This is a genomic window from Pseudonocardia sp. DSM 110487, assembly GCF_019468565.1.
GTDB lineage: Bacteria > Actinomycetota > Actinomycetes > Mycobacteriales > Pseudonocardiaceae > Pseudonocardia.
The window spans coordinates 6166897-6193518 of record NZ_CP080521.1 but is presented as its reverse complement, the minus strand read 5'-3'; the positions used below and the strand labels follow the sequence as shown (position 1 = coordinate 6193518).

The window sequence follows — 26622 nt, the reverse complement described above, 5'->3', positions numbered from 1 at the left end:
ATGAACGATTTCGGGCGAGTCCTGATCGCCGGAACCGGACCGACGTCCGTGCAGTTGGCCGTCATGATGAAGAACCGTCTGGGTTGCGCCGTCGGCATCGCGGGCCGAGAGTCCCACCGGTCGGAGACGTTCTTCTCGGCGCTGGCGCAGAGCGGCGGCGTGCTCCGCGTGGACGTCCAGAACGACACGCACCACGAGCTGGCCGGGGAATGCGCCCTCGACGAGGTCTTCCGGCGCTACGAGAGCGTCAACGGGGAATGGCGCACCCTCGTCCTGACGGTCACCGCCGACGCGTACGTCGCGGTACTGGACCGGCTGGATCGCAGCGTCCTGCGGCGGCTCGGATGCGTCGTCCTCGTCTCGCCCACCTTCGGTTCCAACAGCCTCGTGCGGAACTACCTGCGAAGGCAGGGGGCGAACGCCGAGGTGGTCAGCTTCTCCAGCTATCTGGGCGACACCCGCTGGTGGGACGGATCTCCGTCACCCCACGTGTTGACCGCCGGGGTCAAGAGGAAGTTGTACCTGGGTTCGTCTGACGGCCGATCGGGCGGCGTCGACGGGCTGGGCGGGCTGCACGAGCAACTCGGCATCGCGGTGGAGGTCATGGACCGCCCGGTGGAGGCGGAGAGCAGGAACATCTCGTTGTACGTCCACCCACCGCTATTCATGAACGAGGTGTCGTTGAACGCGGTGTTCGGCGAGCCCGAACACACCAAATACGTCTACAAGCTGTTCCCCGAAGGCCCGATCACACCGTCGCTGATCCGCGACATGGTGGCGCAGTGGAAGGAGCTGACCGCTCTCGTCGCGAAGATGGGGGCCACGGGGGTCAACCTGCTCCGGTTCATGGTCGAGGACAGCTATCCCGTGCGCCCGGAGAGTGTGCGCCCTGAGGACATCGACCGCTTCGAACAGCTGCCATTGATCCACCAGGAGTACCTGGTGTACGTGCGGTACGCCTCGCTGCTGGTCGATCCGTTCTCCGAGCCGGATGAGAACGGGCGGTACTTCGACTTCTCGGCGATCCCCATCCGGCCGATCTTCGTCGACAGCGCGGGGGAGTGGGACGTCCCGAGGATGCCGAAGGAGGACTACTACCGCACGAAGATCATCCAAGGCGTTGCGCGCCACCTGGGTTCGCCGTGCCCGACGATCGACACGCTCCTCACCAACTACGAGGAGAAGCTCATACGCGCGACCCAGGCGCGCCCCGGCGAGCGGTTCTCCGACGCCTTCCTGGTGCAGGACTTCGACGACGACCTGAGCATGATCCGCGCGGAGATTTCGGGAGCGCAGTGAACGACCACGATCGGGGACCGGGCGAGGGCACGCAGCGCGGCCACGCCGTCCGCACGACCGAGAACACGACCCCGACGAAGGGGACCGGGGCGCAGGCCGAGCCGCTGCCCAGCGACCGGCGGATCGCCGGCGCGATCTGGCCTGCGCTGCTCGCCTCCGCGGTCGGACTTCTGCCGTTCACGGTGTTCAGCACCTTCCTGGTGTCGATCGCCGACGCCACCGGCGAGGGCGATGCGGCGGTGGGCGCGCTGCGCGGTCTGGGTGGCATCGGCGCTGTGCTGGTGGGCATCGCGGTGGCGCCGCTGATCGGGCGGATCGCGCCGGGCCGGGTGGCGGCCGGGGCGCTGGTGCTGCTCGCCGCGGCGTCCGTCGTCGGAACGCTGGCCTGGATCCCCGCCCTGGCCGCGTTCTGCCTCGTGATCGGCGCGTCGAACGCGGCGCTCTACCCGGCCCTGTCCACTGCGGCCGCGGATCGGTTCGGGACCGGCCCGGCCGCCGGCCGAGCCGCGACGCTGGTGATGACGACCCAGACGCTGGCCGCGACGCTGGCCGCGCCGCTGATCGCGTTCCCCGCGCTGTGGTGGGGCTGGCAGGGGGACCTGATCGCGGTCGCGGTGGTGGCGTTGCTGCTGACGCCGGTCCTGCTCCGCTACGGCCGCGAGGCGCACGTCACCGGCGAGGAGCGCCCCGGGTACTTCGCGGCCTTCCGCATGCTGGCCGCAGTGCCGGGTGCGCGCCCGCTGCTCCTGGTGGCGTTCGGGCGAACCGGGGCCTTCATGGGGCACCTGGCGTTCCTGGCCCCGTTCTACACCGACAAGTTCGGCCTGGCGCCCGGAGCGTTCGCATTCGTGTGGACCCTCAGCGGGGGGTCGTTCTTCATCGGCCACCTGGTCGCAGGCCGGCTGGTGAACACCACGGAATCCGACGAGCGGGCGCACCGCGCGATGCGCATCAGCCTGCTGACGGCGCTTGTCGCACTGTTCGCCGTGTACCTGGCGCCGGTGCTGTGGATGACGCTGCTGGCCACCGCGGCGCTGTCGGCGAGCCACGCGGTGATCGCGGCGGCGGTGGTGACCCTGCTGGTGCGCCGTTGCGGCGCGGTGCGGGGAACGGCCCTGAGCCTCAACTCCTCCAGCATGAGCCTGGCCCTGTTCCTCGGCGCGGCCGTCGGGGCGGCGGGGCTGGCCACAGGGGGCTACCTGGGCGCTGCCACGGTGTTCGGCCTGCTCACCCTGCTCGCCCTGGGTGCCGCGCTGACGCTCCGCTCCGAGAGGACGACATGACGCGCCCCGTCGGCGTGACGCCGGATGCGCTCCCGCCCGCGGCGGATCCGCCCGAGATCGACGACCTCGACTACGACCGGCGGAGGCGGCACACCTGGATCTGGGTCGGAGGGCTGACCCTCGTGCTGCTGATCTCGTTGCCCGCCGCGGTGGGTATCGGGCCGGTCGGCATCGCGCTGGGCACGGTGGCCCAGATCGTGAGCCGCCCGCTGATCGGCATTCCGCAGGAGGTCACCTGGACCCCGGCCCAGGACGCCATCGTCTGGCTGCTGCGCGTGCCACGCGTGCTGCTGGGTGCCGTCGCGGGAGCCGGCCTGGCGATCTCCGGGGTCGTGCTGCAGGCCATGACCCGCAACATGCTGGCCGAGCCGTACCTGCTGGGGGTGACCTCCGGGGCCTCGACGTTGGCGGCCGCGTCGATCCTCTTCGGGTTCGGCGCGGGGATCGGCACGAGCTCACTGGCCGGCAGCGCGTTCGTCGGTGCGCTGCTGGCGGGGGCGGGAGTGTTCCTGCTCGCCCGCGTCGGTGGCCAGATGACGTCGACCCGGCTGGTCCTCGCCGGTGTCTCGATCGGATACGTGCTCTACGCGATGACCTCGTTCCTGATCTTCGCCTCGGACGATCCGGACGCCGGCCGCGCCGTGCTGTTCTGGATCCTCGGCTCGCTGACGCTGGCCAGCGGCGGGTCCGCCCTGGTCACCGCGGCGGTCGTGGCGGCCTCGCTGGTTCTGCTGATGGCTTGGGCGCGCCACCTGGACGCGCTGTCGATCGGCGACAACACCGCGCAGTCGCTGGGGATCTCCCCGACCCGGCTACGGGCCCGGTCCATGGTCGTGGTCGCGCTCTGCGTCGGAGCCCTCGTGGCGGCGTCCGGCGGGATCGGGTTCGTTGGCTTGATCATCCCGCACGTCGCCCGGCTGTGCGTCGGCACCGCCCACCGCCGGCTGCTTCCGGTGGCCGCTCTGCTGGGCGCGATTTTTCTCATCTGGGCCGACGTGTTCGCGCGGATCGCGCTGGTCCCGCAGGAACTCCCGCTGGGCATCGTCACCGCGCTGGCCGGGGCGCCGCTGCTGTTCCTGCTGGTCCGCCGGCTCGACCCGACCCGCTGACCCCCACTACCCGACGGGCACCCAACGATGATCTCCGCAACCGATGTCTCCTTCGCCTACGACGGCACACTGGTGATCGACGGCGTCGGGCTGTGCGCCGGGCCGGGTGAGGTGGTCGGGTTGATCGGGCCCAACGGCAGCGGGAAGACCACGTTCCTGCGGACCCTGTACGCGGCCCTGCGCCCGCGCGCCGGTCTGGTCACCGTCGACGACGACCCGGTCGCGACGCTGAGCGGAGCGGACCTCGCCCGACGGCTGGCGGTGGTCGCCCAGGAGACACCGTCGGATCTGCCGATCACCGTCGCGGACATGGTGCTGCTGGGCCGCGCCCCACATCGCCGGGCCCTCGCCCCGTTCACCCGCGAGGACCACCGCGCGGTGGCCGACGCCCTGAGCCGGGTGGGCGCTCGGCACCTGGCGGACCGTCGGTACGCCACGCTGTCCGGCGGGGAGAGGCAGCGCGTCCTGGTCGCGCGGACGCTGGCCCAGCAGGCCGAGCACCTGCTCCTCGACGAACCGACCAACCACCTCGACATCCGCTACCAGCACGAGATCCTGCGCCTGGTCCGCCGGCTGCCGGTCACCACCGTGGTCGTCCTGCACGACCTCAACCTCGCCGCCCGCTACTGCGACGCACTCGTCCTGCTCGACCGGGGCCGGGTCGTCGGCACGGGCTCGCCGGAGCAGGTCCTCACCGTCGAAACGGTGCGCGCGGTGTACGGGATGCACGTCGAGCGCGTGTACGGCGGCGGCTGCCTGCAACTGATCTTCAGCCCGATCGACGAGCCCGGACTGTGTCCGGGCTAGGAGCGGTTGAAGAAGTGCGGCGGGCCTGGACCGTCGGCACTGCTACTGGGGGCCGGTCCGGTGTGGTGGTCGCGCCCATGATCCGTTGTTCCGGTTGTCCATGGCTGTGCCGGAGGTTGTTGCCGAATCCGGTCACGCCGCCTTCGATGAGGTGTCCGGGCAACGGGAACTGTGGTCGCGCGCGTGCCAGGGCCTTCGGTGGCGCCGCGCATTGTGCGGGGCCGCCCCTCAGAGCTCAAGGGCGCTGCGCGAAGCTCCGCGATCGCTGCGCGACCCTTGACCTCCGAGCCTCTGCGGCCCCTACGGGCAGCACAACGCGGGCAGGCCGGGGGCCTGCCCTTCGGGCGCGCGGCGCCACCGAAGGCCGGTCCGCCGCACATGATCGACGCCTCGGTACAAAACGGGTGAAAAGGACACGGGAACACGCCGAACTGCCGATCACACCAGCCCGTGGCGCCGCCACAGCCGACTTCACACACCCAGCACGGACTTCACACAAAGCCGGCCCTGTGTGAAGCAACCACTGGGTGTGTGAAGTGGCCATCGGCGGGGGGCGTACTCCGCTTGCGGGATCCACGGCCAGACCGGCATGCCTCCTGATTCGCCGGGGAGCGCGGGCGCCGCGGCAGCCGTCGGGCCGTCGGTGGCCGCCGGCGCCACGCCTGTCCCCGTACGGTCGCAGCGGCTCCTCGAGGTGGTTGTCGGGTGGGACCTGGTCACAGTTGTCGGCGCGGGCGAGAACCGCGAAAGTGGTGCTGCAATCTAGGAACGCCGGCCACGTCCGGGTTGCGAAAGCTGAGAGCCGCCGACGCCGGATGTTCCGCGAACGGCGTCGAGCGGTCCTTCGCCCCGCCGTTCGGCCGCCTGCCTTCTTCCGTTCGCGCGGTGCGCCCTCAGGTTCGCGCCGACTGTCGCCTCATCGCACCGACCGGTCCGGTCGCCGCGCCGGCGGCGGCGTGCCGGCCGGCCGCCAGGGCAGGTCGTCGACGAGGTTCCCGGTCCTCGCGGAGCTCGCCGGACTCATGCGGGCCTCACGGGGAGGGGGTCGGCGTCGACGGCGCCCTGGTTCCTGTCGATCGGCCGGCCGTCACGTTGCCGTCGGCGGGCGGTCGGCGCAGCTATCCGGCGCGGCTATCCGGCGCAGCCTCCATGGCGGGGACGCCTGGTTGCCTCGTTTCGGGTCGGCGCCCGGCGAGGCCGTCGTAGACTCCCCGCCCATGTCGACGTCGAGCGGTGCCCGCCGGCTCCGCTCCGTGGCGTTCTCCGCGTCGGCCGTCGGTCTCACCCTCGGCGCGCACATCACGGCTCACGGCGAGCCGCCGGACGTCCTGTTCGTCCTGGTGCTGGTGGCGCTCGTCGACGCGATGTCCTCGGCATTCGCCCAGCGACCCCGCGGCCCCGTCGCCACCACCGCTGCGTTGCTCACGACCCAGGTCCTGCTGCACGTCGCGTTCGTGCTCGCCGCGCCGGCCCACGGGGCGCATGCCGAGCACGTCCTCTCCGTTCCGATGCTCGCAGCGCACGGGATCGCGGCCGTCGTCCTCGCCGTTCTCCTCAGCCACGGCGAGCGGCTTGTCAGCCATGTCGCCAGGGTGCTTCTGCCGGTAGCGGTGCTGCATCCGTTCCGCCCCTTCCCGGTGAGCCGGCAGGCGGTCGCCGCCCTGCCGAACGACGTCCCACTCGGGCTGGGTGCGTCCCTGCACGACATCAGCAGGCGCGGGCCGCCGCGCCGCCCCCTCGCGGCACGCACCTGACCGGTTCCCACCGTCGGTGAGGCGTGTCGCGACGCGCCTCACCGGCCCGGGGCGTCCGCCCGGGTCGGATCCACACACCGATCCGAGGGATCTCACATGTCTCTTCCCGCACGACCCCATCGCGGGCTGCTGGTGTTGATCACGACGGCCTGCGCTGCCGCGCTCGCACTGACCGGGTGTGCCGGCGGCACGCCGGCCGCACCGGCGGCTCCGCCACCGTCGGCAGCGCCTGCCGCCGTCGCGGCACCGACCGTCACCGTCACCGATCCGTGGGTGAAGACTGCCGAGCCGGGGATGACCGCGGTGTTCGGCACGTTCAGCACCACAGGGACCGGCCCGGTGACGATCCTGTCCGCCCAGACCTCGGCATCACCGCGCACGGAGCTGCACGAGGTCGCGATGGGGGCCGACGGGGCGATGGTCATGCGGCCCAAGGCCGACGGGTTCGCCGTCGAACCCGGCGCGCCGCGCGTGCTCGCGCCCGGCGGCGACCACATCATGATCATGGATCTGGCGTCGCCGATCCGGCCCGGTGACCAGGTCGAGGTCACCCTCACGCTGTCCGACGGCTCCACGGTCCCGTTCACCGCCCTGGCCAAGGAGACCAGCGGCGGGCAGGAGAACTACGAGGGCGGAGCGCACGGATGAGCGTGCAGGGTCCCTCGCTCCGCCGGCGGGCCCTGCTGCTGGGAGGTGCCGCCGCCGCTGTTGGCGGCGGCACCGCAGCGGCGCTCGCCGCCCGGGGCGACGGTGCGGACGTCGCGCCCGTTGCGGCGCCACCTGTGGGCGCCGAGACCGTTCCGTTCCACGGTGTCCACCAGCCCGGCATCGACACCCATCCGGCGCAGGCGCACGCAGTCTTCCTCGCGCTCGACCTGCTGCCCGGCACCGGGCGTCCCGAGGTGGAGCGGCTGCTGCGGCTGCTCAGCGACGACGCCGCGCGGCTGATGAGCGCGCGCCCTCCACTGGCGGCCGAGGACCCCGAGCTGCCGGCGTTGCCGTCACGGCTCACGGTGACCTTCGGGTTCGGGCCGGGCCTGTTCGACGCGCTCGGTCGTGGCGGAGACTGCCCCGCGGTCGTCCGTGAGCTGCCCGCGTTCCCGACCGACCGGCTGGACCCGCGGTGGTCGGGCGGTGATCTGCTCCTGCAGGTGTGCTCGGACGATCCGGTGCCGCTGTCCTACGCCGTGCGCCGCCTCGTCCGGGACGCCCGCAGCATCACATCGGTGCGCTGGACCCAGCGCGGCTTCAACCCCGCCCGCGGCTCGGAGCCGGTGGGGACGACGCCGCGCAACCTCTTCGGTCAGCGGGACGGCACGGCCAACCCGGCCCCGGGCTCGCCGGAGCTGTCCGAGGCCGTGTGGGTGCGCGACGGCCCGTCGTGGCTGGTCGGCGGCAGCATGCTGGTGCTGCGGCGGATCCGGATGGACCTGGACACGTGGGACGACTTCGGCCGCGTCGGGAAGGAGATGGCGACCGCCCGGCGGCTCGACACGGGCGCCCCGGTGACCGGTGGCGGCGAGTTCGACGAGGTCGATCCCCGGATGGTCGACGAGCGCGGTATGCCGGTGGTGGCGGCGAGCGCGCACGTCGTCCGGGCGAAGGCGCGCAACCCGGCCGAGCGGATGCTGCGGCGCGGGTACAGCTACGACGACGGGCCCGCCCCGGACGGGACGCCCGACGCCGGGCAGCTGTTCGCCGCCTACCAGGCGGACGCGGCCACCGCGTTCGTGCCGGTGCAGGCCCGCCTCGCGGAGTCCGACGTGATGAACCTGTGGATCACCCATGTCGGGTCGGCGGTCTTCGTCATCCCGCCGGGATGCGCGGCAGGCGAGTTCGTCGGCAACGGCCTCCTCGGCGCGTGATCGGGCGCGTTTCAGACCCCTTTCAGAACACGATCAAGTGCTGCCCGGCCTGCCGGTCCCCAGTTCGGCTTGCCGCCGGGAAGGCCTCGATCTCCGTTCTGCCCCATGAGCATCAGGAAGAGGCTCTTCATGGCGGCCAGCCCGCGGGCGCGCCGGATCGCCGCCTCGTCGGCACGCGCGTACATGTCGAAGAATCGTGCGGCCGTGCCCGCGGGTAGCAGCACCCATGCGGCGGCGAGGTCCCACGCCGGGTCGCCGGCGAACATGTCACCGAAGTCGACGATGCCCGAGAGCGTTCCGTCCGAGACGACGACGTTCGCGGGATGGAGGTCACCGTGAACCCACACCGGCGGGCCCTCCCACGCCTGGGCCGCAGCGGCGTCGTCCCAGACGGCCCGGACGTCGGCAGCGACGTCGTCGGGGACAACGGCCTGGAAGAAGTTCTCGAAGCCGTTCGTGCAGTTCCTGGGATGGGCACCGCGGTCCGTAGCGATCGGCGCCTCGGCGGGCGCCTCCACATGGAGCGCCCGGAGGAAGCCCGCCAGCGTGTCGGCCGCGTGGACGCCGCGGCTGATCGAGCCGTGGTTCAGCGGCTCGCCCGGAACCCACGTCATCACGGTCCAGTGCTTGGGGAAGCGCTCGGACGGTTCGCCGAACCGCACCGGGGTCGGCACCGGGAGCGGGAGGCGCGGGGCGAGCACGGGTAGCCACCGCCGCTCCTTGAGCTGGTGCTCCGGGGTGGGGTTCATGCGCTGCATGCGCACGGCCAACTCGTCCCCGAGGCGCCACATTTGGTTGCCCCAGCCGCCCTCCACCTCGCGGATGCCCAGCCCTGCAAGGTCTGGATGTTGCTCCTGCAGCAGGCCGCGGACCAGGTCTGCGGTGATCTCGATCTCGGTGTTGGTCATCCGAAGCGACAGTACTGAGGCGGCAGGCAGAGCAGCCCCACTGCGGGTCGCGGATCAGGTAGTGGTGCGGGGGAGCTGGTAGCGGATCAGTCGTGAGCTGTTGGCGACGACCGCGACGGAGGATGCGTTGTGCAGGACCGCGGCGACCACCGGGCTCAACGCGCCGGCCGCCGAGACCAGCAGTCCTGCCGCGTTCACCATGATCGACATGCCGTAGTTCTGCCGGATCAGACCGATGCTGCGCCGGCCAAGGTCTCGCACGTCCAGGAGGTGTCGCAGGTCGTCGCCGGCGAGGGCGATGTCGGCAGTCTCCACCGCCACGTCGGTGCCGCCGACGCCCATCGCGATGCCGATGTCGGCCAGCGCGAGCGCGGGTGCGTCGTTGGTGCCGTCACCGACCACGGCGACGGTGTAGCCCTGGGCTTGCAGGTCGCGCACCACGTCCTGCTTCTGCTCGGGCAGCACCTCGGCCCGGTACTCGTCGATGCCGAGCTCGGCGGCGACCGCGGCCGCGGTGCCCGGGTGGTCGCCGGTGAGCAGCACGATCCGGCGCACCCCGTCGGCCCGCAGCGCGTCGAGAACCTGGCGCGACTCCGGTCTGACCGTGTCCCGCAGCGACACCAGCCCCACGAGCTCGCCATTCACGGCAAGCAGGAGGGGCGTCTCGGCGGACCGCTGCAGCCGGCGCACCCAGTCGTGCGCCTTGCGGCTGACCGGCACCTTCTGCCCACGCAGCAGCTCCCGGCTCCCCAGCAGCAGCGTGCGCCCGTCCGACTCGACCCGCATGCCGAGGCCGAGCAGCACCTCGCACTCCTCGTGCGGCGGGATCGTGATGTGCCGCTCCTCGGTGGAGCGGATCACCGCCTGCGCCAGCGGGTGCCGGGAGTGGATCTCCGAGCTCGCCGCGTAGGCGAGCACCTGCTCGGGGGACCAGTCGTCGTGGAAGGACACGACGTTGGTCACGATCGGCCGCCCCAGGGTGAGGGTGCCCGTCTTGTCGAACACGATCGCGTCGACCCGGCCGGCCGCCTCGAGGTGCGCGCCGCCCTTGATCAGGATGCCGCGGCGGGCCCCGTTGCCGATCGCGGCGCTGATCGCCGTCGGGGTGGAGAGCCCGACCGCACAGGGGCAGGCGACGAGCAGCATCGTCATCGCCCGGCGCACGTCCCGGGTGACCAGCAGCGTCAGCCCGGCGAGGGCGAAGGATGCGGGTACGAAGCGGCGCGAGAACGTCTCACCCACGGTCTGGATGGGGGCCCGGTCGTGCTGGGCCTCCTCCACGCGGGCGATGATCCGGCCGATCGCGGTGTCGCGGCCGACGGCGGTGGCCCGCACCACGACTCGTCCGCGCAGCACCACCGACCCCGCCGGGAGCGCGGTGCCGGCACCCACCGAGACCGGCAGCTGCTCGCCGGTGATCGCAGCCTGGTCGACGACGGCGTCGCCCTCGACGACCACGCCGTCCACCGGCAGCACCACGTGCTCGTGCACGACGACCTCGTCGCCGACGCCGAGCTGGTCGATGTCGACCTCCAGCTCGGTGCCGTCGGCGAGCCGGACCCAGGTGCGGGTGCGGGTGCCGGTCAGCAGCTCGGAGATCGCCCGGCGGCTGCGACGCAGCGTCAGGTCCTGCAGGTACTCGCCGATGTTGAGCAGCCACAGCACGGTGAGGGCCACGACGTTCTCGCGCAGCACGAGGCTCGCCACCGTCGCGGCCGACACCAGCGCGTCGGTCCCGCCGCCCTGTCCTCCGGCGAGCGACCGCAGCGCCCCGCGCAGGAAGGGGTAGCCGGTGAAGATCGTGACGCCGGTGGCGACGGTGCGGCTGGTCGCGCCGAGAACGGGCGGGCGACGCAGCCCGAAGCGGCGGATCCCCAGCGCGGCCAGCGCGGCTCCGCCGACCACGAGCCGCACGAGGTCGCCGTTGCGGACGTCGGCCGAGCGGGGCGTGCGCTCGACCGTGGCCTCCGGGTCGGCGCCGAGGCCCTTCCCGATCGCCTCCTGCAGCTCGGTGTGGTCGCAACGCTCGGGGTCGTACCAGACGACCACGTTCCCGGTGCGGGGGTATGCGTGCACCTGCCGCACGTGGGCGACGGCGTCGACGGCGTCCTCGACGGCAACCGCGAGCGGGGGGCTACCGGCGAGCTCGGGCACGGCGAACCGGACCCGGCCTGCGGCATCCGAGACGACGGTCAGCGGCACGAAATCAGTGCTCGTGGTCGTGGGCGGGCGCGCCGGGCGGCGGAGTCTGCTCGCCGACCCGCTCCCGCGCCTCGCTGACGATGTCCGCGGTCGCCAGCCGGGCGCGTTCGGCGCCCGCCTCGGCGGCGCGGGCCCCGCGCAGCCCCCACGAGGTGACGGTGACCGCCGCCCCGTGCAGCGTGTCGCTGCGCACCAGGCGCTTCACCCCGTCGTAGGCGGCCGCTCCGACGAGACCACTGGCCACCACCCCCGCGGCCTTGCCGACGAATCCGCCCAGCATGTCCTCGTCCCTCCATGAACCACAGGCAACCCGATGAAGGGTACGCGCCGGTAGGGCCCGGACCCCGTGCCGGACGGACTGCCGAGACCCGTGTCACCTGATGGGGGACGAGGATTGCGTGCAACCAGGAACCGCTCGATCGATGTCTATCGCCGCTGCGGCGGCGGTCATCGCTCGGCGACGGCGCGGCGTCGGGCCCGGGCATCGAGCAGGGCGTCGAGGGGCATACCGAGTGCGGGTATCGGCGCGGCCAACGGTCGACCGACGCGGCCGAGCGCTGCCCACGAGGGTGCACCGCGTCGACAGGCGGATTCACGGGCCTGGCCTCGCGAACCTGAGGGCTCCGTCGCGCAGTCGGCGCACCGGCCACCGCCGGACGGAGCAGCGCCACCCCGCTCGCCGCCTCCCGGGCCGTGCCCGCCGTCTCGGGTCCTCAGGCTCGCAACTCGCGCCCGGTACGCGTCCCTAGTTTCACCTGTCGTGGACACCGACCTCACCCCGGTCCCCGCGCCGGACCGACCGCGCGCCACGCCGCGTACTCCCACCGCCGCCGCCCGGGTCGCCGCGTTCGTCGCCGCGATGGCGCTCATCGCGGCGGTCGGGTGGCAGGTCGGCCGAATGGTCACCCCGGACCCGGCCACGCCGGCCGCGTTGGCAGGCGCGTCCGGCGAGGAGCATGACCAGCACCAGGGCGAGCAGCAGCGCCAGGCGCCGTCGCAGCTGCACCACCAGGGAAGCGGTGGGTTGCAGCTCTGGGCGATCCAGAGCGCGGCGCTCGGGACCAGCACGCTCGACGGCGCCGGCCGGATCGTGTACCGCTCCGATGCGGACGGCAACAACCCGCCGGTGTCACGGTGTACCGGTGAGTGCGCGCAGCGGTGGGTGCCCGTCACCGTGCCCGACGGGCAGGAACCCGACCTGCTCGGGATCAAGCCCGAGCACGTCGGCACGCTCCGACGCGAGGACGGCGCTCTGCAGGTCACGCTGGCGGGCTGGCCGCTCTACACGGTCGCCGGCGACCGGGGCGCCCACGACGACACGGGGGCCAACGGCGCCGAGGGCCTGTGGTTCGCGGTCACCCCGACCGGGGAGAAGGTCGCGCCGTGAGATCACGAGTTCCCGGCTCGCCGGCCGGTGAGAACCGGGCGAGCCGGAGACTGTTGGTCACGACGAGCACGGAGCTGGCCGCCATCGTCGCCCCGGCCAGCATGGGGTGCAGCATCCCGGCGGCCGCGACGGGCAGGGCGAGGATGTTGTAGCCGAACGCCCACGCGAGGTTGCCCTTGATCACGGCCAGGGTGCGGCGGGATAGGCGCACGGCGTCGGCGGCCGCGGTGAGGTCGGCCCGCACGAGTGTCATGTCCGCGGCGGACATGGCGATGTCGGTGCCGGTGCCCATGGCGATGCCGAGGTCGGCCTGGGCGAGCGCGGCGGCGTCGTTGACGCCGTCGCCGACCATCGCCACGACCCGGCCTTGGGCCTGCAGCCGCTCGATCACGTCCACCTTCTCGGTGGGCAGCGCCTCGGCCACCACCGTTGTGATGCCGACGGCGTCGGCCACGGCGTGCGCGGCACCGGGTTCGTCGCCGGTCAGCAGCACCGGTTCCAGGCCGAGGCGGCGCAGCTCGGCGATCGCGGCGGCGCTCGTCGGGCGGACGGTGTCCGCGACGACGACCACGGCGCGGGCGCGCCCGTCCCAGGCCAGCAGGACCGTGGTGTGGCCGATGGCGGCGGCGTCCGCGAGTGAGGTCCGGAGGCCGTCCGGGACGGTGGCGCCGCGCTCCTCGAGGAGGCGGAGCCTCCCGAGCAGGACGTCACGATCGTCGACCACGCCGTGCAGTCCGAGGCCATCGAGCGAGACGACGTCGCGGGCGTCGCCGCCGGTGCCGGCATGCCGGGCGATCGCCTGGGCCACCGGGTGCGCCGAAGTTCCGGCGAGGGCCCCGGCCACCGCGAGCACCTCGTCGAGGTGCTCGCCGTCGGCCGGCACGACGTCCATGACGTTCATCTGCCCGGTGGTCACCGTGCCGGTCTTGTCGAGCACGATCGTGTCGATGCGGCGGGTCGACTCGAGCGCGGCCGGTCCGGTGACGAGCACGCCGAGTTGCGCGGCGCGTCCGGTGCCGACGAGCAGGGCGGTCGGGGTGGCGAGCCCGAGCGCGCACGGGCAGGCGACGATCAGGACGGCGACCGCGGCCGCGAACGCGTGGTGCGGGGTGGCGCCGAGGCCCATCCAGAACCCCCATGTGCCGGCAGCGAACAGGAGCACGACGGGCACGAACTCGCCGCAGATCCGATCGGCGAGGCGCTGCGCGGCCGCCTTCTGGGTCTGTGCCCGTTCGACGAGCGCGGCGGTGCGGGCGAGCTGGGTGTTCGCGCCGACGCGCGTGGCGCGCACGACGAGGCGGCCGTCGAGCGCGATGCACCCGCCGACGACGTCGTCGCCCGGCGCGATGTCGGCAGGCGCGGGCTCCCCGGTGATCGCGGCGGTGTCCACGGCGCAGGATCCGTCCACCACGATTCCGTCGGTGGCGATCTTCTCGCCGGGACGCACCACGAACTCGTCGCCGACGGTGAGCCGCTCGACCGGCACGGTGTGTTCCTGGCCGTCGCGCAGGACCCTGGCGTCGGTGGCCGCGAGTGTGAGAAGGCCGCGCAGGGCGGCGCCGGACCGGCGGCGCGCCCGGGCCTCCAGGTAGCGGCCGGCGAGCACGAACGTCGTGACGGCGGCGGCGACCTCGAGGTAGACCTGTCCGCCGCCGTACCTCGGGGCCAGCGACAGGTCGAGCGAGTGGACGTGACCGGCCTGGCCCGCGGTGCCGAAGAACATGGCGTAGATCGACCAGCCGAACGCGGCGAGCGTGCCGACCGACACGAGGGTGTCCATCGTCGCAGACGCGTGGCGCAGGTTGACCAGTGCCGCGCGGTGCAGCGGCAGCGCGCCCCATAGCGCGACCGGCGCGGTCAGGGCGAGCGCGGTCCACTGCCAGAACGGGAACTGCGCGGCCGGCACCATGGACAGCACGACCACCGGTAGGGAGAGCGTGGCGCAGGCGGCCAGCCGCTGCCGCAGCGCCGCGAGGTCCCGCTCGTGGGCCGCCTCGGCCGGGTCTTCGCGGGTGACCGGCTCGGAGAGGCGGGCGGTGTACCCGGCGCCCTCGACGGCGGCCACGAGCTGGTCAACGCCGAGCGTGACGGGGTGCGTGATGCTCGCGCGTCCGGTGGCGAAGTTGACGTTGGCCTGCACGCCGTCGAGCTTGCGCAGCTTTCGCTCGACGCGCGCGGCGCACGCCCCGCAGGTCATGCCCTCGACCAGCAGATCGGTCTCGGTCGGCTCGGCGGTCCCGGCCTGGCCGGCAGTGGTCACGGTCACGGGTTGGTGCCCGGCGTTCTGTCCATGATGGGCAACCTAAGGACGCGCAGCGGGCGGGTTGCGTCGCTGAGGAACGGCAACTGTGGACGCAGCCGCGGGCGCGACGAGTGGGGCGACGCTGCTCCGTACGGCCGTGGCCGATGCGCCGCCTGCCCGCCGCGGTCCACAGGTTCGCGCTGTCCGGTCCGAGGATCAGCGCCTCGGCGCGGCCGGAGCACCGGCCGGCGTGTGCGTCCGACCACTGGTGCTCTGATAAGTGATGCGGATTGCTCCGCTCGTCGGCTCGTGGTCGATGAGGGCGTCGACTTCGTAGACGGTTCTCACGAGGTCTGGGGTGAGCACTGTGGACGGGGCTCCTGCGGCGGCGACGCGTCCGTGGTCGAGGACGAGGAGGTGGTCGCAGTATCGGGCGGCGAGGTTGAGGTCGTGGAGTGCGATGACGCAGGTGACATCGAGTGAACGCAGAAGTTCGAGCAGGTCGAGCTGGTGGCGGATGTCGAGATGGTTGGTGGGTTCGTCGACCTCGTCGACCGGTTCGCCGTCGTCGCGGACCGATCACGGTGCGGCTGCTGGAGCACTTCATCGCAGGGCGACCGCTCGACCCCGTTGCGGCCGGGATGCTCAGTGAGCAGGAGCGCAACGTCGTCGTGCGGGGCGCCCGCGGGTGGACCAACAGCGAGGTGGCCGCGGACATGCACCTCGCGCTCAGCACGGTGAAGACCCACCTCAACCGCGTCCAGACCAAGCTGGGTCTGCGCAATCGTGTCGAGATCGCCGGGTGGGCGTGGGAGCACGGCCTGCTGCGCTGAGTCTCGGTGCCCGCTCAATAGGCGGCGACGCGGGCGCAGGCGGCGAGCAGCATCCGCAGCTGCGGGGACGGGACACCGGGCAGAACGGCGAGCGAGATCGGCAACGTGAGGTCGGCGAGCGGCCGCAACGCCACCCGCCGTACCACCGGGAGCTCCGCCCGGTGGTAGAAGACCGTCCACGACGGCGGCGCGGCACCGATCTCGGCAAGGGTGTCCTGCAACGTCGTGAACGGCGGTCCGGCCGGCGGATCGACGCCCGCGTCCCGCAGGGCCGCGGTGATCATCGCGTGGAACGGCGGGTTGTTCCGGGCGGGCGCGAGGCGCACCGGCAGATCGCCGAGCTGTTCCACGTGCACGGTGTCGGCCGCGGCGAGCGGATGCTGCTCGGGCAGCGCCACCACGAGCCCTTCCCGCCAGATCGGCACCAGCTCCAGACCGGGCGCCGACTCCAGCACCCGCACGAACGCCGCGTCCAGGTCCCCCGCACGCACCGCGGCCAGCCGCTGCTCCTGCCTGGCCCGGGTCAGCCGTACTGACACCCCGGGCGCGAGCACGGCAAGCTCGTCGAGCATCCGGTACAGCCGATCCCCGAGGCCGTGGCTGCTGCCCAGCCGGAGTACCGCCTCGGTCTCGTGCGCGACGTCGTCGGCGACGGCCCGTACCCGGTCCGCTGCCGCCAGCACGGCCCGTGCTTCCGGCAGCAGCCGCTCCCCGGCCGACGTCAGCCGGACGTGCCGGGTGGAGCGATCGAACAACCGCACGCCGAGCTCGCGTTCCAGCCGGGCGAGCTGCTGGCTCACCGCCGGCTGCCCGATGTGCAGCCGCTCGGCGGCGCGCACGAACGTGCCGGCGTCCGCGACCGCCGCGAAGTACCGCAGCTGGCGCAGCTCCACCAGGGCTCCTCCGACTCATCACGATCGCTGATGACAGTCAGAGTGAACCGCCCCTTGGTCCGGTTGTCTTCCCGCGGTCTGCTCGGGGTGTGCATCTCACCCAAGATCTTGGAGTAAGCGTGACAACGACGAACCCGACGGTTCTCGTAGTCGGCGCCGCCGGACGGATCGCCGGTCTCGTGGTGCCCGAGCTCGCCCGGCGCAGCGCGGTCGTCCGCGGCCTGGTCCGCAGCGAGGACCAGGCCGCAACCGCGCAGAAGAACGGCGCCGTCGAGGTCGTGCACGGCGATCTGCGGGATCCCGACAGCCTCGACGAGGCAGTGCGCGGCGTCGACGCCGTCTTCCACATCGGACCGGCCTTCGTCGCCGACGAGGCACAGCTCGGACTCGAAGTCGTCGCCGCGGCACAGCGCGGCGGTGTCGGGAAGGTCGTGTTCTCCGGGGTGGCGCACCCATCCGACCGGCTGGAGAACCACGTCTCCAAGCGGCCCGTCGAAGACGCCCTGTTCCGGTCCGGACTGACCTTCGCCGTGCTGCAGCCGGTGACGCTGTACCAGAACATCGGCCTCGTGTGGCCGGGCGTACTCGAACGCGGCGAGCTCGCCGAGCCCTACTCGAACACCGCGCGGATCGCACGGGTGGATTATCGCGACGTCGCCGAGGTCGCCGCGATCGCGCTCACCGAGGACCGCTTGGACTACGGGACATTCGAGCTGTGCAGCGGTGAGATGCTCGACCGCCACGAGGTCGTAGCCGTGATCAGTGAGATCCTCGGCCGACCGGTGCGCGCCACCGCTCTGAACTTCGACAGCTGGGCCGCGGTGGCCGGGAGCCGCTTCGACGCGCAGCAGCTGGCTCTGTTCGCCGAGGTGTTCCGCTCCTACGACGAGCACGAGCACGGCGGCAACGGGCTGGTACTCGAGACCATCCTCGGACGTCGGCCTCGCACTCTGCGCGACTACGTACGGGATCTCGCCGCAGGAGAGCGGACTCATGGGGGCGCCCACTCGGCGTGAGCGGGCCGCGCCGGGCGGTCCGTCGCCGGGCCGTCGAAGATGGTCGCGTGACCCGGCACGTGTACGTCATGGCGATGGAGGCCGGCACCGGCAAGTCGGCCGTGGTGCTCGGGCTGGCGGAGGTGCTGTCGCGGCACGCCGGACGGCTGGCGCTGTTCCGGCCGCTGGTCGCCGCCGCCGACCCGCCGGACCCCGACGTCGAGCTCGTCCGTCGCCGGTACGCGCTGCCGCAGGCGTACTCCAGCTCGTTCGCGCTCACCGCCGACGACCTGCACGATGCGGACCGGCGGGACGGGTACGAGCGCCTGCTGGCCCGCGTGCTGGACGGGTGCGCGCGCGTGGGTGCGGGAGCCGACGTCGTGCTGCTGGAGGGCAGCGACTTCACGTCCGCATCGCCGCTCGTCGAGCTGGACCTCAACGTCGACGCGGCGCGCAACCTCGCCGCGCCCGTCCTGCTGGTGGTCGGCGGGCGCGCTCGCTCCGCCGGCCAGGTGCTCGAGGCGGCCCACCAGGGTGTCGCGGTGCTCGCCGATCGTGGGTGCGCGGTGCTGGGCGTGGTCTGCAACCGCGTCGGTGGCGACCAGTTGGACGCGGTGCGGGGCGGGATGCCCGCGGCGGTGGGGGAGCTGCCATGGGGTGTGCTGCCCGAGGTACCGCTGCTGGCGGCGCCGACGGTCGCGGAGATCGCCGACCGGCTGGGCGCCCGGTCGGTCGTCGCCCCGGCCGCCCCGCGCGAGGTCGCGCGGGTCATCGTCGGGGCGATGGGCCTCCCGGCCTTCCTCGACCGCATCGCCGAAGGGGACCTGGTGATCACCCCTGGGGACCGCGCCGACATCGTCGCGGGGATCTTGGCCGCGGGCGCGTCCGCCGGATACCCGTCGGTGGCCGGGTTGCTGCTCTCGGGCGGGATGGTCGCCGCGCCGGTCCGCCGGCTGGCCCCCGGGTTCGACGTCGCCGGCATCCCGATCCTGGCGGTCGACGCCGACACGTACGAGACGGCCGCGGCCGTCCGCGAGGTGCGCGGCGCGATCGGCGTCGACAGCGCGCGCAAGATCGCCACGGCCATCGCCCTGTTCGAGGACCACGTCGACCACGAGCGGCTACGCGAGCAGCTCGCCGTCACCCGCCCGACGCGGACGACCCCGCTGATGTTCCAGCAGCAGCTGCTGGAGCGGGCGCGCGCCGACCGGCGGCACATCGTGCTGCCCGAGAGCGAGGACGACCGGATCCTGCAGGCCGCCGAGCAGCTGCTGCTGCGGGGCGTCGCCGACCTCACGCTGCTCGGTCGGGAGGACGAGGTGCGCGCACGGGCCACCGCGCTGGGGGTGGACGTCTCGGCGGCCCGGTGCGTCGACCCGGTGACCTCGCCGTGGCGGGAGCCGTTCGCCCGCGTGTACGCCGATCTGCGCCGGCACCGCGGCGTGGCGGTGCCGGTGGCGCTCGACCTGATGGCCGACCCGACCTACTTCGGGACGATGATGGTGCACCAGGGCCGCGCCGACGGCCTCGTGTCCGGTGCCGCGCACACAACGGCCCACACCATCCGGCCGGCGTTCGAGGTGATCCGGACCGCACCGGGGGTATCGCTGGTGTCGAGTGCCTTCCTCATGTGCCTGTCCGATCGGGTGCTGGCCTACGCCGACTGCGCGGTCGTGCCCAACCCGACGGCCGAGCAGCTCGCCGACATCGCGATCTCCGCCGCCGGTACGGCCGGCCTGTTCGGGATCGAGCCCCGGGTCGCGATGCTGTCGTACTCGACGGGCGAGTCGGGTGCCGGCAGCGACGTCGAGCACGTGCGACGCGCCACGGCGCTCGTGCGTGAACGTGCGCCCGAGCTGCCGGTCGAGGGTCCGATCCAGTACGACGCCGCCGTCGACCCCGGGGTGGCGCGCACCAAGCTGCCCGGGAGCGCGGTCGCGGGCCGCGCCACGGTGCTGGTCTTCCCGGACCTCAACACGGGCAACAACACCTACAAGGCCGTGCAGCGCAGCGCGGGCGCGGTGGCGATCGGGCCGGTGCTGCAGGGCCTGGCGCGGCCGGTGAACGACCTGTCCCGCGGCGCGACCGTCACCGACATCGTCAACACCGTCGCGATCACCGCCATCCAGGCCCGGTCCGCCCGCTGATCGGCCGGCGAGCCGGGTTGGTATTTCTATACCAGGTGCGTGCTACGGTGCCGGTATAGAAATACCAGTACCCATGACGCGAGGTATTCGTGATCGAACTGAAGACACCTGCGGAGATCCAGCGCATGCATGTCGCCGGGCGATTCGTCGCCGAGGTGCTCACCGAGGTCGGCCGGCTCGCCGACGTGGGCGTCAACCTCCTGGACCTGGAACACCACGTGCGCGGCATGATCAAACGGCGCGGGGCGGAGTCGTGCTACTGGGACTACGCTCCGTCCTTCGGCAAGGGCTCGTTCCGCAACGTGATCTGCCTGTCCGTCAACGACGCCGTCCTGCACGGCTTGCCCCACGACTACACGCTGCGCGACGGGGACGTGCTCAGCGCGGACCTCGCGGTCGGCATCGACGGCTGGGTGGCCGACTCGGCCCGCACGATCGTCGTCGGCACCGCTGCCGAGGAGGACCTGCGGATCATCCGTGCCACCGAGGAGGCGTTGGAGGCGGCGATCGAGGTGGCACGTCCGGGCAACCGCCTGGGTGACATCTCGGCGGCGATCTGGGCGGTGGCCCGCGACTACGGCTATCCGGTCAACGCCGAGTTCGGTGGTCACGGCATCGGTCGCACCATGCACGAGGAGCTCCACGTTCCCAACAAGGGCTGGGCGGGCCGCGGCCTGAAGCTGCGGCCGGGGTTGACCCTCGCGCTCGAACCCTGGTTCGCGCGTACGACCGACCGGATCATCTACGACGCCGATGGTTGGACCATCCGGTCGGCCGACGGCTCGCGCACGGCCCACTCCGAGCACACCGTGGCCGTCACCGAGGACGGCCCTGTGGTGCTCACCCGGCGCGAGGCGGAACACGGCCCTGTATGACAGTTGCATGGCGGTGCGAGCAATGTTGATCAAGCCGGTGGACGGCGAGGCCACGCTGGAGATGGGTGAGGTCGACGCGCCGAGCGTCGGCCCCACGGACGTGCGACTGCGTGTACGTGCGGCGTCGGTGAACCGGGCGGACCTGCTCGCCAGGGCAGGCCGCTACGTCGCCGCCGGCTCGCGCGGTGGACCCGCGATCGCGGGCATGGACGCTGCCGGTGACGTGGTCGCCGTCGGCGGGGACGTGCAGGGGATCGCACCGGGCGACCGGGTGATGGCGATGGTGTCGGGCGGGCTGGCCGAGGAGATCGTCCTCCCGGCGGCGATGGCGATTCCGATCCCGCCCGCGTGGTCCTATGTCGAGGGGGCGGCGGCCGTGGCCGGCCTGATGACCGAGCACAACGCCCTCGCCACCGCCGCTCGAATGGCCCCCGGGGAGACGGTCCTCGTGCACGCCGTGACGGCAGGGGTCGGTACCCAGGCCGTTCAGGTCGCCCGGTGTCTGGGTGCCGGGAAGATCTTCGGCACCAGCCGGTCCGCGGCCAAGGCCGGGGCCGTGGAGAAGCTCGGCCTCGACGAGCTGATCGACACCTCGGAGCGGGACTTCGCCGACCGCGTCCTCGAAGCGACCGGCGGCGCCGGCGTGGACGTCATCGTCGACCACGTCGGAGGGCCCTACCTCGCCGCGAACATCCGGGCTGCCGCGATCAAGGGGCGAATCGTCGGGGTGGGACGGCTGGGCGGCGCCGAGGGCGTGCTCGACTTGGAGGAACTCGCGCGCAAGCGCCTCGAGCTGATCGGTGTCACGTTCCGGACCCGCACCCTGGCCGAGAAGGCCGACCTCGTCGCGGCACTGCGCGCGGGCATCGACCTGGACGGAGCTGCCGAGGTGCTCCGGCCCATCATCGATCGGACGTTGGACTGGACCATGGCGCTCGCGGCGCAGGCCGAGCTCGCCCGCAACGCGCACGTCGGCAAGATCGTGCTCGAGGTCACTTCGAGGTGACACGGGTGCGGCGAGACCGTGGGCTCGTCGGACCGCGGCGCTCGGATCGTGGGTGGCCGGGCGGCGGGGGCGCGGTGCTGCGGTAGCTGTGCCCGGTGGGTGTGGTGACCTTGAGCGTGTGTCGGGGTCCGGGTTCGGGTCGGATCTCCCAGCCCGGCGCTTGGCGGGCGTAGTTGCACTGGGCGCAGGTCCCGTTGCCGTTGTCCGCGGAGGTCACGCCGTCCTGGTGGTGGGGTTGGGCGTGGTCGATGTGGCGGATCGGGGCGTCGCACCATGGGGTGCGGCAGTACTGGTCGCGGACCTCGATGAACTTCGCGAGCCCGGCCGGGAAGGTCCGCCGGGTGGAGTCCATGGCGATCAGTCGCCCGGTGTCGAGGGTGGCGTAGAGGCGCCGCAGCCAGGCGGCCTCGGCTTCGGCGGCGGAGACGGCGAGGCTGCGGGCCAGGTCTGCGGGGATGGGCCCGTATCCGGCGAGGTGGGCGGGCTGGTCGTCGGCGCCGAACAGGGTGGTGCTGCCCATGATCAGGTTGACTTCGACCGGGACTGTGGCGGCGGTGGCTTGCCCGGTGATCCGTTCGATGGCGGTGTCGGTCATGAGCTGCCCGCGGGTCCGCCCGTCGCCGGTGGCGATGGCGGTGTCGGCGGCTCTGCAGAGGGCGGCGTACATGGCCACGACCTGGGCGACGGGGCCGAGGATGGTGAGCCGGGCCATGGTGTCAGGTGCGGGCCGGCAGGTGACGCGGCGGTCGGCTTCGGCTTTGGCTCGGCGTTTGGTGACCGCGACCGGGTCGAGCCGGTAGGCGATCTTGCTGATCTCGTTGATCAGTCGCCGGTCACCCCAGCCCACCAGTCCGGCCGGGTCGGCGCACAGCTGGGTGTCGATCAACTGCCGGTGTTCCCTGGATAGGCAGGCGGTTTCGCGGGCGAGCAGGGTGGCGCGCCATTCCGACAGGTGGCCGTGTGCGAGGGCAGCCAGGGTGTGGGGCATCTCGCCGACGAGGACTTTGGCCAGGCCGAGGTGGCGGCCGCCGCGGTAGGCCGATTCCTGGCGGGCCAGTGCCACCTGTGCGGCCACCCCGCGGCCTTGCCGGTCGGTGGGGATGCCGGCGGCGGCGTGCGCGGCTCGCACCGACGCGTCCAGGTCGACGGTGATCCGGGCTTGCGCGGCCGCGGCGGCGGATTTCAGGCGTTCGAGGGCGTGGAGTTGATCGATCCGCTCTGCATCCGACGCATCCCGGCGAACCTCGCCCAGCAGCCCGATCCAGCCGACGATCATGCTGGAATCAAGCGGGGTATCTGGTGGGTCGACGCCGGTTCTTGGCATCGCATTCGTCACCACGGGACACGTTTCTCCCTGGTCGGAGAATGGTTCGGGGTTGTCCGTGGAGAGGGTGCAGGACGACAGGGTCGGCGCGGTTTCCGTCACGCCCTCGAGTTTATTCGAAAGGATGTTCGAGCGGCAGGTCTGTTCGAGTGATCGATGCGTTCGTGATTGCGAACGCGGCTGGACATGGCACGCCGCGGCGAACCGCTGGCCCGGCAGATGAGTACCGATTCCGTGGCCTACTCGCCGAGGCCATCGCCCGATTCAAAGGTCCGCAAGCCCGAACCTTCACGACAGCATCGGATAGCTAGAAACCCCACTGGCACGGTCGATCTGAGCGCTCTCGCCCCCACGAGCACAAGGAGAGTGATCACGAGACGCCACCGTCCCTACGGCACCCCCTGCGTCCACGAACACGCCTGCACCCGCTGCCGCTTCCTGCGCGTCGACCCCGTCCAGTTCGGCAGGCTCGAGGAGATGACCACGAACGCCGAGGCCCGGCTCGCTAGGCCGAAGAAGGGCCGGGTGCGTTCAGACCGCGGTTGCGGTTCGGAATGGTGAGAGCAGCAGCATGACGGCGGACAGACCGAAGACACCGGCCGCGAGGAGAAGTGCTGAGCGGGCGCTGGTGAGGTCTGCCAATAGCCCGCCAAGGGGTGCGACGACCACGATGACGGCGCGGTTGAACGAACGCATCGTCGTGTTGGTGCGGGCCTGCAACGCGTCTGGGGTGAGGGTCTGGCGATAGCTCATCTCATGGGAGTTGCTGAACCCGATGCCGAAGCCGTGCCCAGCCAGACCGATCCCAAGCACGACCGCGGCGGCCCACCCCGCCGTCCCCAGGCCTGCCACTGCCATCAGGGCAACACCGGCGGTCGTGACGAGGTGAGCGGCGATGATGGCGCCTCCGGTGCCGAGGCGCCGCCCGCCGGCACCGGAGGTAGCTGCACCGAGAACACTGCCCAGCCCGCCGAGCGCGGCGACGATGCCGAACTGGACCGGGCTCAGCCCCAGGCTGATCAGCGCGAAGGGTGCGACGACCGCACCCATGACTGCGGCCCCGGCGAACCAGACGTGGGTCGCCACGGCCAGCAGGGCAAGCCCTGACCGTCGGTAAACCCAGGCGATCCCTTCCCCGATTTCGCGCCGCAGGTTCGGCAATGGCGCCTCCGCGTCGGTCGGGGATTCACATACCGGCAGGGTTGCGATGACGAAGGCGGCGAACAGGTAGCTCGCGGCGTCGACCAGCACGGTCAGGGGTGCCCCGACCAGCTTCACCAGCACGCCGGCGAGCGCGGGGCCGGTGGTCTGCGCGACAGCGTCGGCGCCATCGATGCGCGCGTGAGCTCGTTGCAGGTGTTGGCGGGGCACGAGCCGGGGAAGGAACGCCATCGAGGCGGCGTCGTTGACCAGCGACGCCGTTCCGTAGAGCGCGACGATCACCAGCAGCAGACCCAGTGACAGTGTGCCGGTGGCCCAGGCGAGCGGGATCGCGGCCAGGAGCACAGCGCGCACGAGATCGGTGACGATCATGACAGGTCGTCGTGCACATCGATCGACGAGCGCGCCCACGACCAGCCCGAAAGCGAGGTAAGGGAGCCAGCGGGTCGCGTTCAGCCATCCGACGTCCTGGGCCGAACCGCCCAGGGTGAGGACGACGATGGTCTGCAGCGCGAGCAGGGTGACGTATGTCCCCAACGAGGAGACTGACTCTGCGAACCAGAACCGGCGGAACCCCCGTGGAGGGAACGCTGCTGGCTCGGTGCCCCCCATACAGCCGATTCTCACACCCGCTCACCGAAGGCCACGGGTCTCGACTGGCGAGTCGCTGGTCGCCGCTGACCAGCAGGAGTGGTCAGGAGACGGTCTCAACGAGGAAGTGACGTACCCCCGCACATCACGATCGACTGCCCCGTGATCGACCCTCCATCCGGCCCCAGCAGGAAGGCCGTCAGGGCCGCCACCTCCGAGGTCTGGATCAGCCTCCCCAGCGGCGGTGACACGACCGGCGTGCTCGAGCGGGCCGGGTCGCGCAGCATCGGGGTGTCGGTGGGGCCCGGCGCGACGACGTTGACGGTGATCCGCCGCGATACGAGCTCGGCGGCCCAGGAGCGCGCGAGGCCGTCGAGGGCGGCCTTGGTGGCGGAGTACTGGCTCTTGCCTGCGACGCCGCGGGCGGTGCGGCTGCCCAGCAGCACGATCCGGCCGCCGTCGACGACCCGCGAGACGAGCGAGTCGACCAGCACCGTGGCTGCCTGCACGTGGACCTGCCACATCGCGGCACCGTCGGCGGCGGACAGCCGACCGAGTGGCGCGGTGCGCTGGAGGCCTGCCGCGTGCACCACCGCGTCGACCGGGCCGACGTCGGCGAGGAGATCGGGCAGGGCGGCGGTGTCCGCCAGGTCGGCCCGCAGCCAGGTGACGTCCGCGCTGGGTGCGGATCGGGAGAGTCCCGTGACGCGCCATCCGTCGTCGAGGAGCCGGGCGGCGATCGCCTCGCCGATGCCCGAGCTCACCCCGGTGACGACGGCGTGCCGGTCACCCATGGGTGAGGTGGACGTACTCGATGGCCTGCCGGAAGTAGGTGAACGCGATGTGGAGCCCGCCGTCGGCGGCTTCCCGGATCGCGGGGTAGGACAGTTCGCGGTTGCGCTTGCCGGCGGAGTCGTTGGTGAGGCAGTGGCCGTCGCTGGTCTCCAGGTCGCGGCGCACCGGCCAGGTGCGGCCACCGTCGGACGAGAAGGCGAGCGACATCGGGGCCCGCGGCGCGCCCCAGAACGCGCCCTCGCGCACGGCGCCGTCGTCCCCGCTGTCGTCGATCTCGTCGTACAGCGACGTCCGCCGGCCGGTCGCGTCGGCCGCGCTGCTGTGGTTGTAGACGAGCGCGAGGCGGCCGTCGCGCAGGGCGACGCACTGGATCGACGAGTTGTTGTTCGGCAGGTCGAGCGGCTCCGGCGCGGACCACGAGTCGCCGCCGTCGGTGGACCGGGACGCGTGCACGAAGTCGGCGCGGCGGCTGCGGTAGAGCGCGAGCAATTCACCGTTCGCCAGCGGCACGATGTTCATGTGCACCTGGCCTGTGCTGCCGGGAACGGGGACCTCGCGCCATGTAGCGCCCGCGTCGTCGGAGACGAGGACGGCGCTGGTGTCGAGGTCACCGACCCAGCGCCCGCTCGGCGGGGTGACGCAGTGCCAGATCGGCAGCAGCCAGCGCCCTCCTGCCAGCACGACGATCGGCTGGCGGACGAACACACCGCCGTCCGGGCCGGCCGGGAAGAGGGTGCGCGTCGGGCTCCAGGTCGTGCCGCCGTCGGTGGAGGTGCGCACGCGGACCTCCGCGGTGTCCTGGTTGCCGGCCACCTGCGCGGTGTGCAGCAGCCAGACCACACCGTCGGGCGCGACGAAGAGCAGCGGGTTCTGCTCCGAGCGGGTCGGGTCGTCCGACAGTCGCACCGGGGCGCTCCACGCCGTGGCCCCGGGGGCGAGGAGGGAGAACCACACGCCGATGTCCGGCACGCCCTCCTGGGTGCCGCCGAACCAGACGCAGCCCAGGTCGCCTCCGGGGAGCTCCATCAGGTTGGCGGCGTGGTTCTGCACGTCGGGCGCCGGGAGGAACGCGTCGGTGCGGTCGGGCTCGCCGGGGTGGGGGCGCAGCACGCCGTCGGTCTGACCGGGCAGGGTGGCCGTGTTCAT

23 protein-coding genes are annotated in these 26622 nt (G+C 72.3%); 14 read left to right on the top strand and 9 right to left on the bottom strand.

Going from position 1 to position 26622, the window contains the following annotated elements:
- The 7 genes from K1T35_RS28800 to K1T35_RS28770 all read left to right on the top strand — a co-directional run bounded on the left by K1T35_RS28800 (position 1) and on the right by K1T35_RS28770 (position 8117).
- Positions 1-1299, top strand: coding sequence for an opine metallophore biosynthesis dehydrogenase (locus tag K1T35_RS28800; protein ID WP_220254939.1), 1299 nt, complete (start codon positions 1-3; stop codon positions 1297-1299).
- Positions 1296-2582, top strand: a complete 1287-nt coding sequence (locus K1T35_RS28795; RefSeq protein ID WP_255620841.1) for an MFS transporter — start codon at positions 1296-1298, stop codon at positions 2580-2582. The genes K1T35_RS28800 and K1T35_RS28795 overlap by 4 nt, the downstream gene beginning before the upstream one ends.
- Positions 2579-3691, top strand: a complete 1113-nt coding sequence (locus K1T35_RS28790) for an iron ABC transporter permease (RefSeq protein ID WP_220254938.1) — start codon at positions 2579-2581, stop codon at positions 3689-3691. Before K1T35_RS28795 ends, K1T35_RS28790 begins: the two co-directional genes overlap by 4 nt.
- A 27-nt stretch (positions 3692-3718) precedes the next feature.
- A complete protein-coding gene (locus K1T35_RS28785; protein WP_220254937.1) occupies positions 3719-4498 on the top strand; it encodes an ABC transporter ATP-binding protein in 780 nt (259 codons plus the stop codon).
- Positions 4499-5715: 1217 nt separating this feature from the next.
- Positions 5716-6252 (top strand): hypothetical protein, encoded by a 537-nt coding sequence (locus tag K1T35_RS28780; RefSeq protein WP_220254936.1) that lies wholly within the window; start codon positions 5716-5718, stop codon positions 6250-6252.
- Between the two features lie 96 nt (positions 6253-6348).
- Entirely contained in the window at positions 6349-6900 is a 552-nt protein-coding gene (locus tag K1T35_RS28775) for a copper chaperone PCu(A)C (RefSeq protein WP_220254935.1), read from the top strand.
- Positions 6897-8117 (top strand): Dyp-type peroxidase, encoded by a 1221-nt coding sequence (locus tag K1T35_RS28770; RefSeq protein WP_220254934.1) that lies wholly within the window; start codon positions 6897-6899, stop codon positions 8115-8117. Before K1T35_RS28775 ends, K1T35_RS28770 begins: the two co-directional genes overlap by 4 nt.
- Positions 8118-8128: 11 nt before the next feature.
- On the opposite strand, the gene K1T35_RS28765 is transcribed toward K1T35_RS28770, so the two are convergent.
- Genes K1T35_RS28765 through K1T35_RS28755 form a run of 3 tightly spaced genes read right to left on the bottom strand, consistent with a single transcriptional unit; the run spans position 8129 to position 11507 of the window.
- The gene (locus K1T35_RS28765) at positions 8129-9025 is read right to left on the bottom strand and encodes an aminoglycoside phosphotransferase family protein (RefSeq protein ID WP_220254933.1); all 897 of its coding nucleotides are present in this window, start codon (positions 9023-9025) and stop codon (positions 8129-8131) included.
- Between the two features lie 54 nt (positions 9026-9079).
- Positions 9080-11227 carry a cation-translocating P-type ATPase gene (locus tag K1T35_RS28760; protein WP_220254932.1) on the bottom strand — a complete coding sequence of 716 codons (2148 nt, stop codon included), beginning with the start codon at positions 11225-11227 and terminating at the stop codon, positions 9080-9082.
- A 4-nt stretch (positions 11228-11231) separates the two neighbouring features.
- On the bottom strand, positions 11232-11507 hold the full coding sequence (locus K1T35_RS28755) for a DUF1490 family protein (protein WP_220254931.1): 276 nt from the start codon (positions 11505-11507) through the stop codon (positions 11232-11234).
- Positions 11508-11987: 480 nt separating this feature from the next.
- Between K1T35_RS28755 and K1T35_RS28750 the strand changes: the two genes are divergently transcribed.
- Complete coding sequence (locus tag K1T35_RS28750) at positions 11988-12614, top strand: hypothetical protein (RefSeq protein ID WP_220254930.1); 627 nt, start codon at positions 11988-11990, stop codon at positions 12612-12614.
- Here the strand turns inward: K1T35_RS28750 and K1T35_RS28745 are convergent.
- Positions 12583-14811, bottom strand: coding sequence for a cation-translocating P-type ATPase (locus tag K1T35_RS28745; RefSeq protein WP_220262919.1), 2229 nt, complete (start codon positions 14809-14811; stop codon positions 12583-12585). The genes K1T35_RS28750 and K1T35_RS28745 overlap by 32 nt on opposite strands.
- A gap of 354 nt (positions 14812-15165) precedes the next feature.
- Between K1T35_RS28745 and K1T35_RS28740 the strand changes: the two genes are divergently transcribed.
- Entirely contained in the window at positions 15166-15339 is a 174-nt protein-coding gene (locus tag K1T35_RS28740) for a hypothetical protein (protein WP_220254929.1), read from the top strand.
- A gap of 101 nt (positions 15340-15440) precedes the next feature.
- Positions 15441-15689: a response regulator transcription factor gene (locus K1T35_RS28735; RefSeq protein ID WP_255620837.1), complete on the top strand. Its 249-nt coding sequence runs from the start codon at positions 15441-15443 to the stop codon at positions 15687-15689.
- Between the two features lie 14 nt (positions 15690-15703).
- Here K1T35_RS28735 and K1T35_RS28730 read toward each other — a convergent pair whose 3' ends face one another.
- Entirely contained in the window at positions 15704-16582 is an 879-nt protein-coding gene (locus K1T35_RS28730; protein WP_220254928.1) for a LysR family transcriptional regulator, read from the bottom strand.
- Between the two features lie 119 nt (positions 16583-16701).
- Between K1T35_RS28730 and K1T35_RS28725 the strand changes: the two genes are divergently transcribed.
- The 4 genes from K1T35_RS28725 to K1T35_RS28710 all read left to right on the top strand — a co-directional run bounded on the left by K1T35_RS28725 (position 16702) and on the right by K1T35_RS28710 (position 21605).
- Positions 16702-17598, top strand: coding sequence for an NmrA family NAD(P)-binding protein (locus K1T35_RS28725; protein WP_220254927.1), 897 nt, complete (start codon positions 16702-16704; stop codon positions 17596-17598).
- 47 nt (positions 17599-17645) lie between these two features.
- Positions 17646-19724, top strand: a complete 2079-nt coding sequence (pta, locus tag K1T35_RS28720) for a phosphate acetyltransferase (protein ID WP_220254926.1) — start codon at positions 17646-17648, stop codon at positions 19722-19724.
- An 89-nt stretch (positions 19725-19813) separates the two neighbouring features.
- Positions 19814-20599: a type I methionyl aminopeptidase gene (map, locus tag K1T35_RS28715; protein ID WP_220254925.1), complete on the top strand. Its 786-nt coding sequence runs from the start codon at positions 19814-19816 to the stop codon at positions 20597-20599.
- A gap of 7 nt (positions 20600-20606) precedes the next feature.
- Positions 20607-21605: a zinc-binding dehydrogenase gene (locus K1T35_RS28710; protein WP_220254924.1), complete on the top strand. Its 999-nt coding sequence runs from the start codon at positions 20607-20609 to the stop codon at positions 21603-21605.
- Here the strand turns inward: K1T35_RS28710 and K1T35_RS28705 are convergent.
- The 4 genes from K1T35_RS28705 to K1T35_RS28690 form a co-directional block, all read right to left on the bottom strand.
- On the bottom strand, positions 21592-23031 hold the full coding sequence (locus K1T35_RS28705) for a DUF222 domain-containing protein (protein WP_220254923.1): 1440 nt from the start codon (positions 23029-23031) through the stop codon (positions 21592-21594). The genes K1T35_RS28710 and K1T35_RS28705 overlap by 14 nt on opposite strands.
- Positions 23032-23460: 429 nt before the next feature.
- Positions 23461-24702 carry an MFS transporter gene (locus K1T35_RS28700; RefSeq protein ID WP_220254922.1) on the bottom strand — a complete coding sequence of 414 codons (1242 nt, stop codon included), beginning with the start codon at positions 24700-24702 and terminating at the stop codon, positions 23461-23463.
- Between the two features lie 95 nt (positions 24703-24797).
- A complete protein-coding gene (locus K1T35_RS28695) occupies positions 24798-25475 on the bottom strand; it encodes an SDR family NAD(P)-dependent oxidoreductase (protein WP_220254921.1) in 678 nt (225 codons plus the stop codon).
- Positions 25468-26622 carry an exo-alpha-sialidase gene (locus K1T35_RS28690; protein WP_220254920.1) on the bottom strand — a complete coding sequence of 385 codons (1155 nt, stop codon included), beginning with the start codon at positions 26620-26622 and terminating at the stop codon, positions 25468-25470. Before K1T35_RS28690 ends, K1T35_RS28695 begins: the two co-directional genes overlap by 8 nt.

Bases quoted from the DNA above. Each gene is read 5' to 3' on its own strand.
- K1T35_RS28780 (WP_220254936.1), top strand. From the start codon at position 5,716: ATGTCGACGTCGAGCGGTGCCCGCCGGCTCCGCTCCGTGGCGTTCTCC.
- K1T35_RS28770 (WP_220254934.1), top strand. From the start codon at position 6,897: ATGAGCGTGCAGGGTCCCTCGCTCCGCCGGCGGGCCCTGCTGCTGGGA.
- K1T35_RS28700 (WP_220254922.1), bottom strand. From the start codon at position 24,702: ATGGGGGGCACCGAGCCAGCAGCGTTCCCTCCACGGGGGTTCCGCCGG.
- K1T35_RS28785 (WP_220254937.1), top strand. From the start codon at position 3,719: ATGATCTCCGCAACCGATGTCTCCTTCGCCTACGACGGCACACTGGTG.
- K1T35_RS28775 (WP_220254935.1), top strand. From the start codon at position 6,349: ATGTCTCTTCCCGCACGACCCCATCGCGGGCTGCTGGTGTTGATCACG.
- K1T35_RS28690 (WP_220254920.1), bottom strand. From the start codon at position 26,622: ATGAACACGGCCACCCTGCCCGGTCAGACCGACGGCGTGCTGCGCCCC.
- K1T35_RS28710 (WP_220254924.1), top strand. From the start codon at position 20,607: ATGGCGGTGCGAGCAATGTTGATCAAGCCGGTGGACGGCGAGGCCACG.
- K1T35_RS28800 (WP_220254939.1), top strand. From the start codon at position 1: ATGAACGATTTCGGGCGAGTCCTGATCGCCGGAACCGGACCGACGTCC.
- K1T35_RS28695 (WP_220254921.1), bottom strand. From the start codon at position 25,475: ATGGGTGACCGGCACGCCGTCGTCACCGGGGTGAGCTCGGGCATCGGC.
- K1T35_RS28765 (WP_220254933.1), bottom strand. From the start codon at position 9,025: ATGACCAACACCGAGATCGAGATCACCGCAGACCTGGTCCGCGGCCTG.
- K1T35_RS28790 (WP_220254938.1), top strand. From the start codon at position 2,579: ATGACGCGCCCCGTCGGCGTGACGCCGGATGCGCTCCCGCCCGCGGCG.
- K1T35_RS28745 (WP_220262919.1), bottom strand. From the start codon at position 14,811: ATGACCTGCGGGGCGTGCGCCGCGCGCGTCGAGCGAAAGCTGCGCAAG.
- K1T35_RS28755 (WP_220254931.1), bottom strand. From the start codon at position 11,507: ATGCTGGGCGGATTCGTCGGCAAGGCCGCGGGGGTGGTGGCCAGTGGT.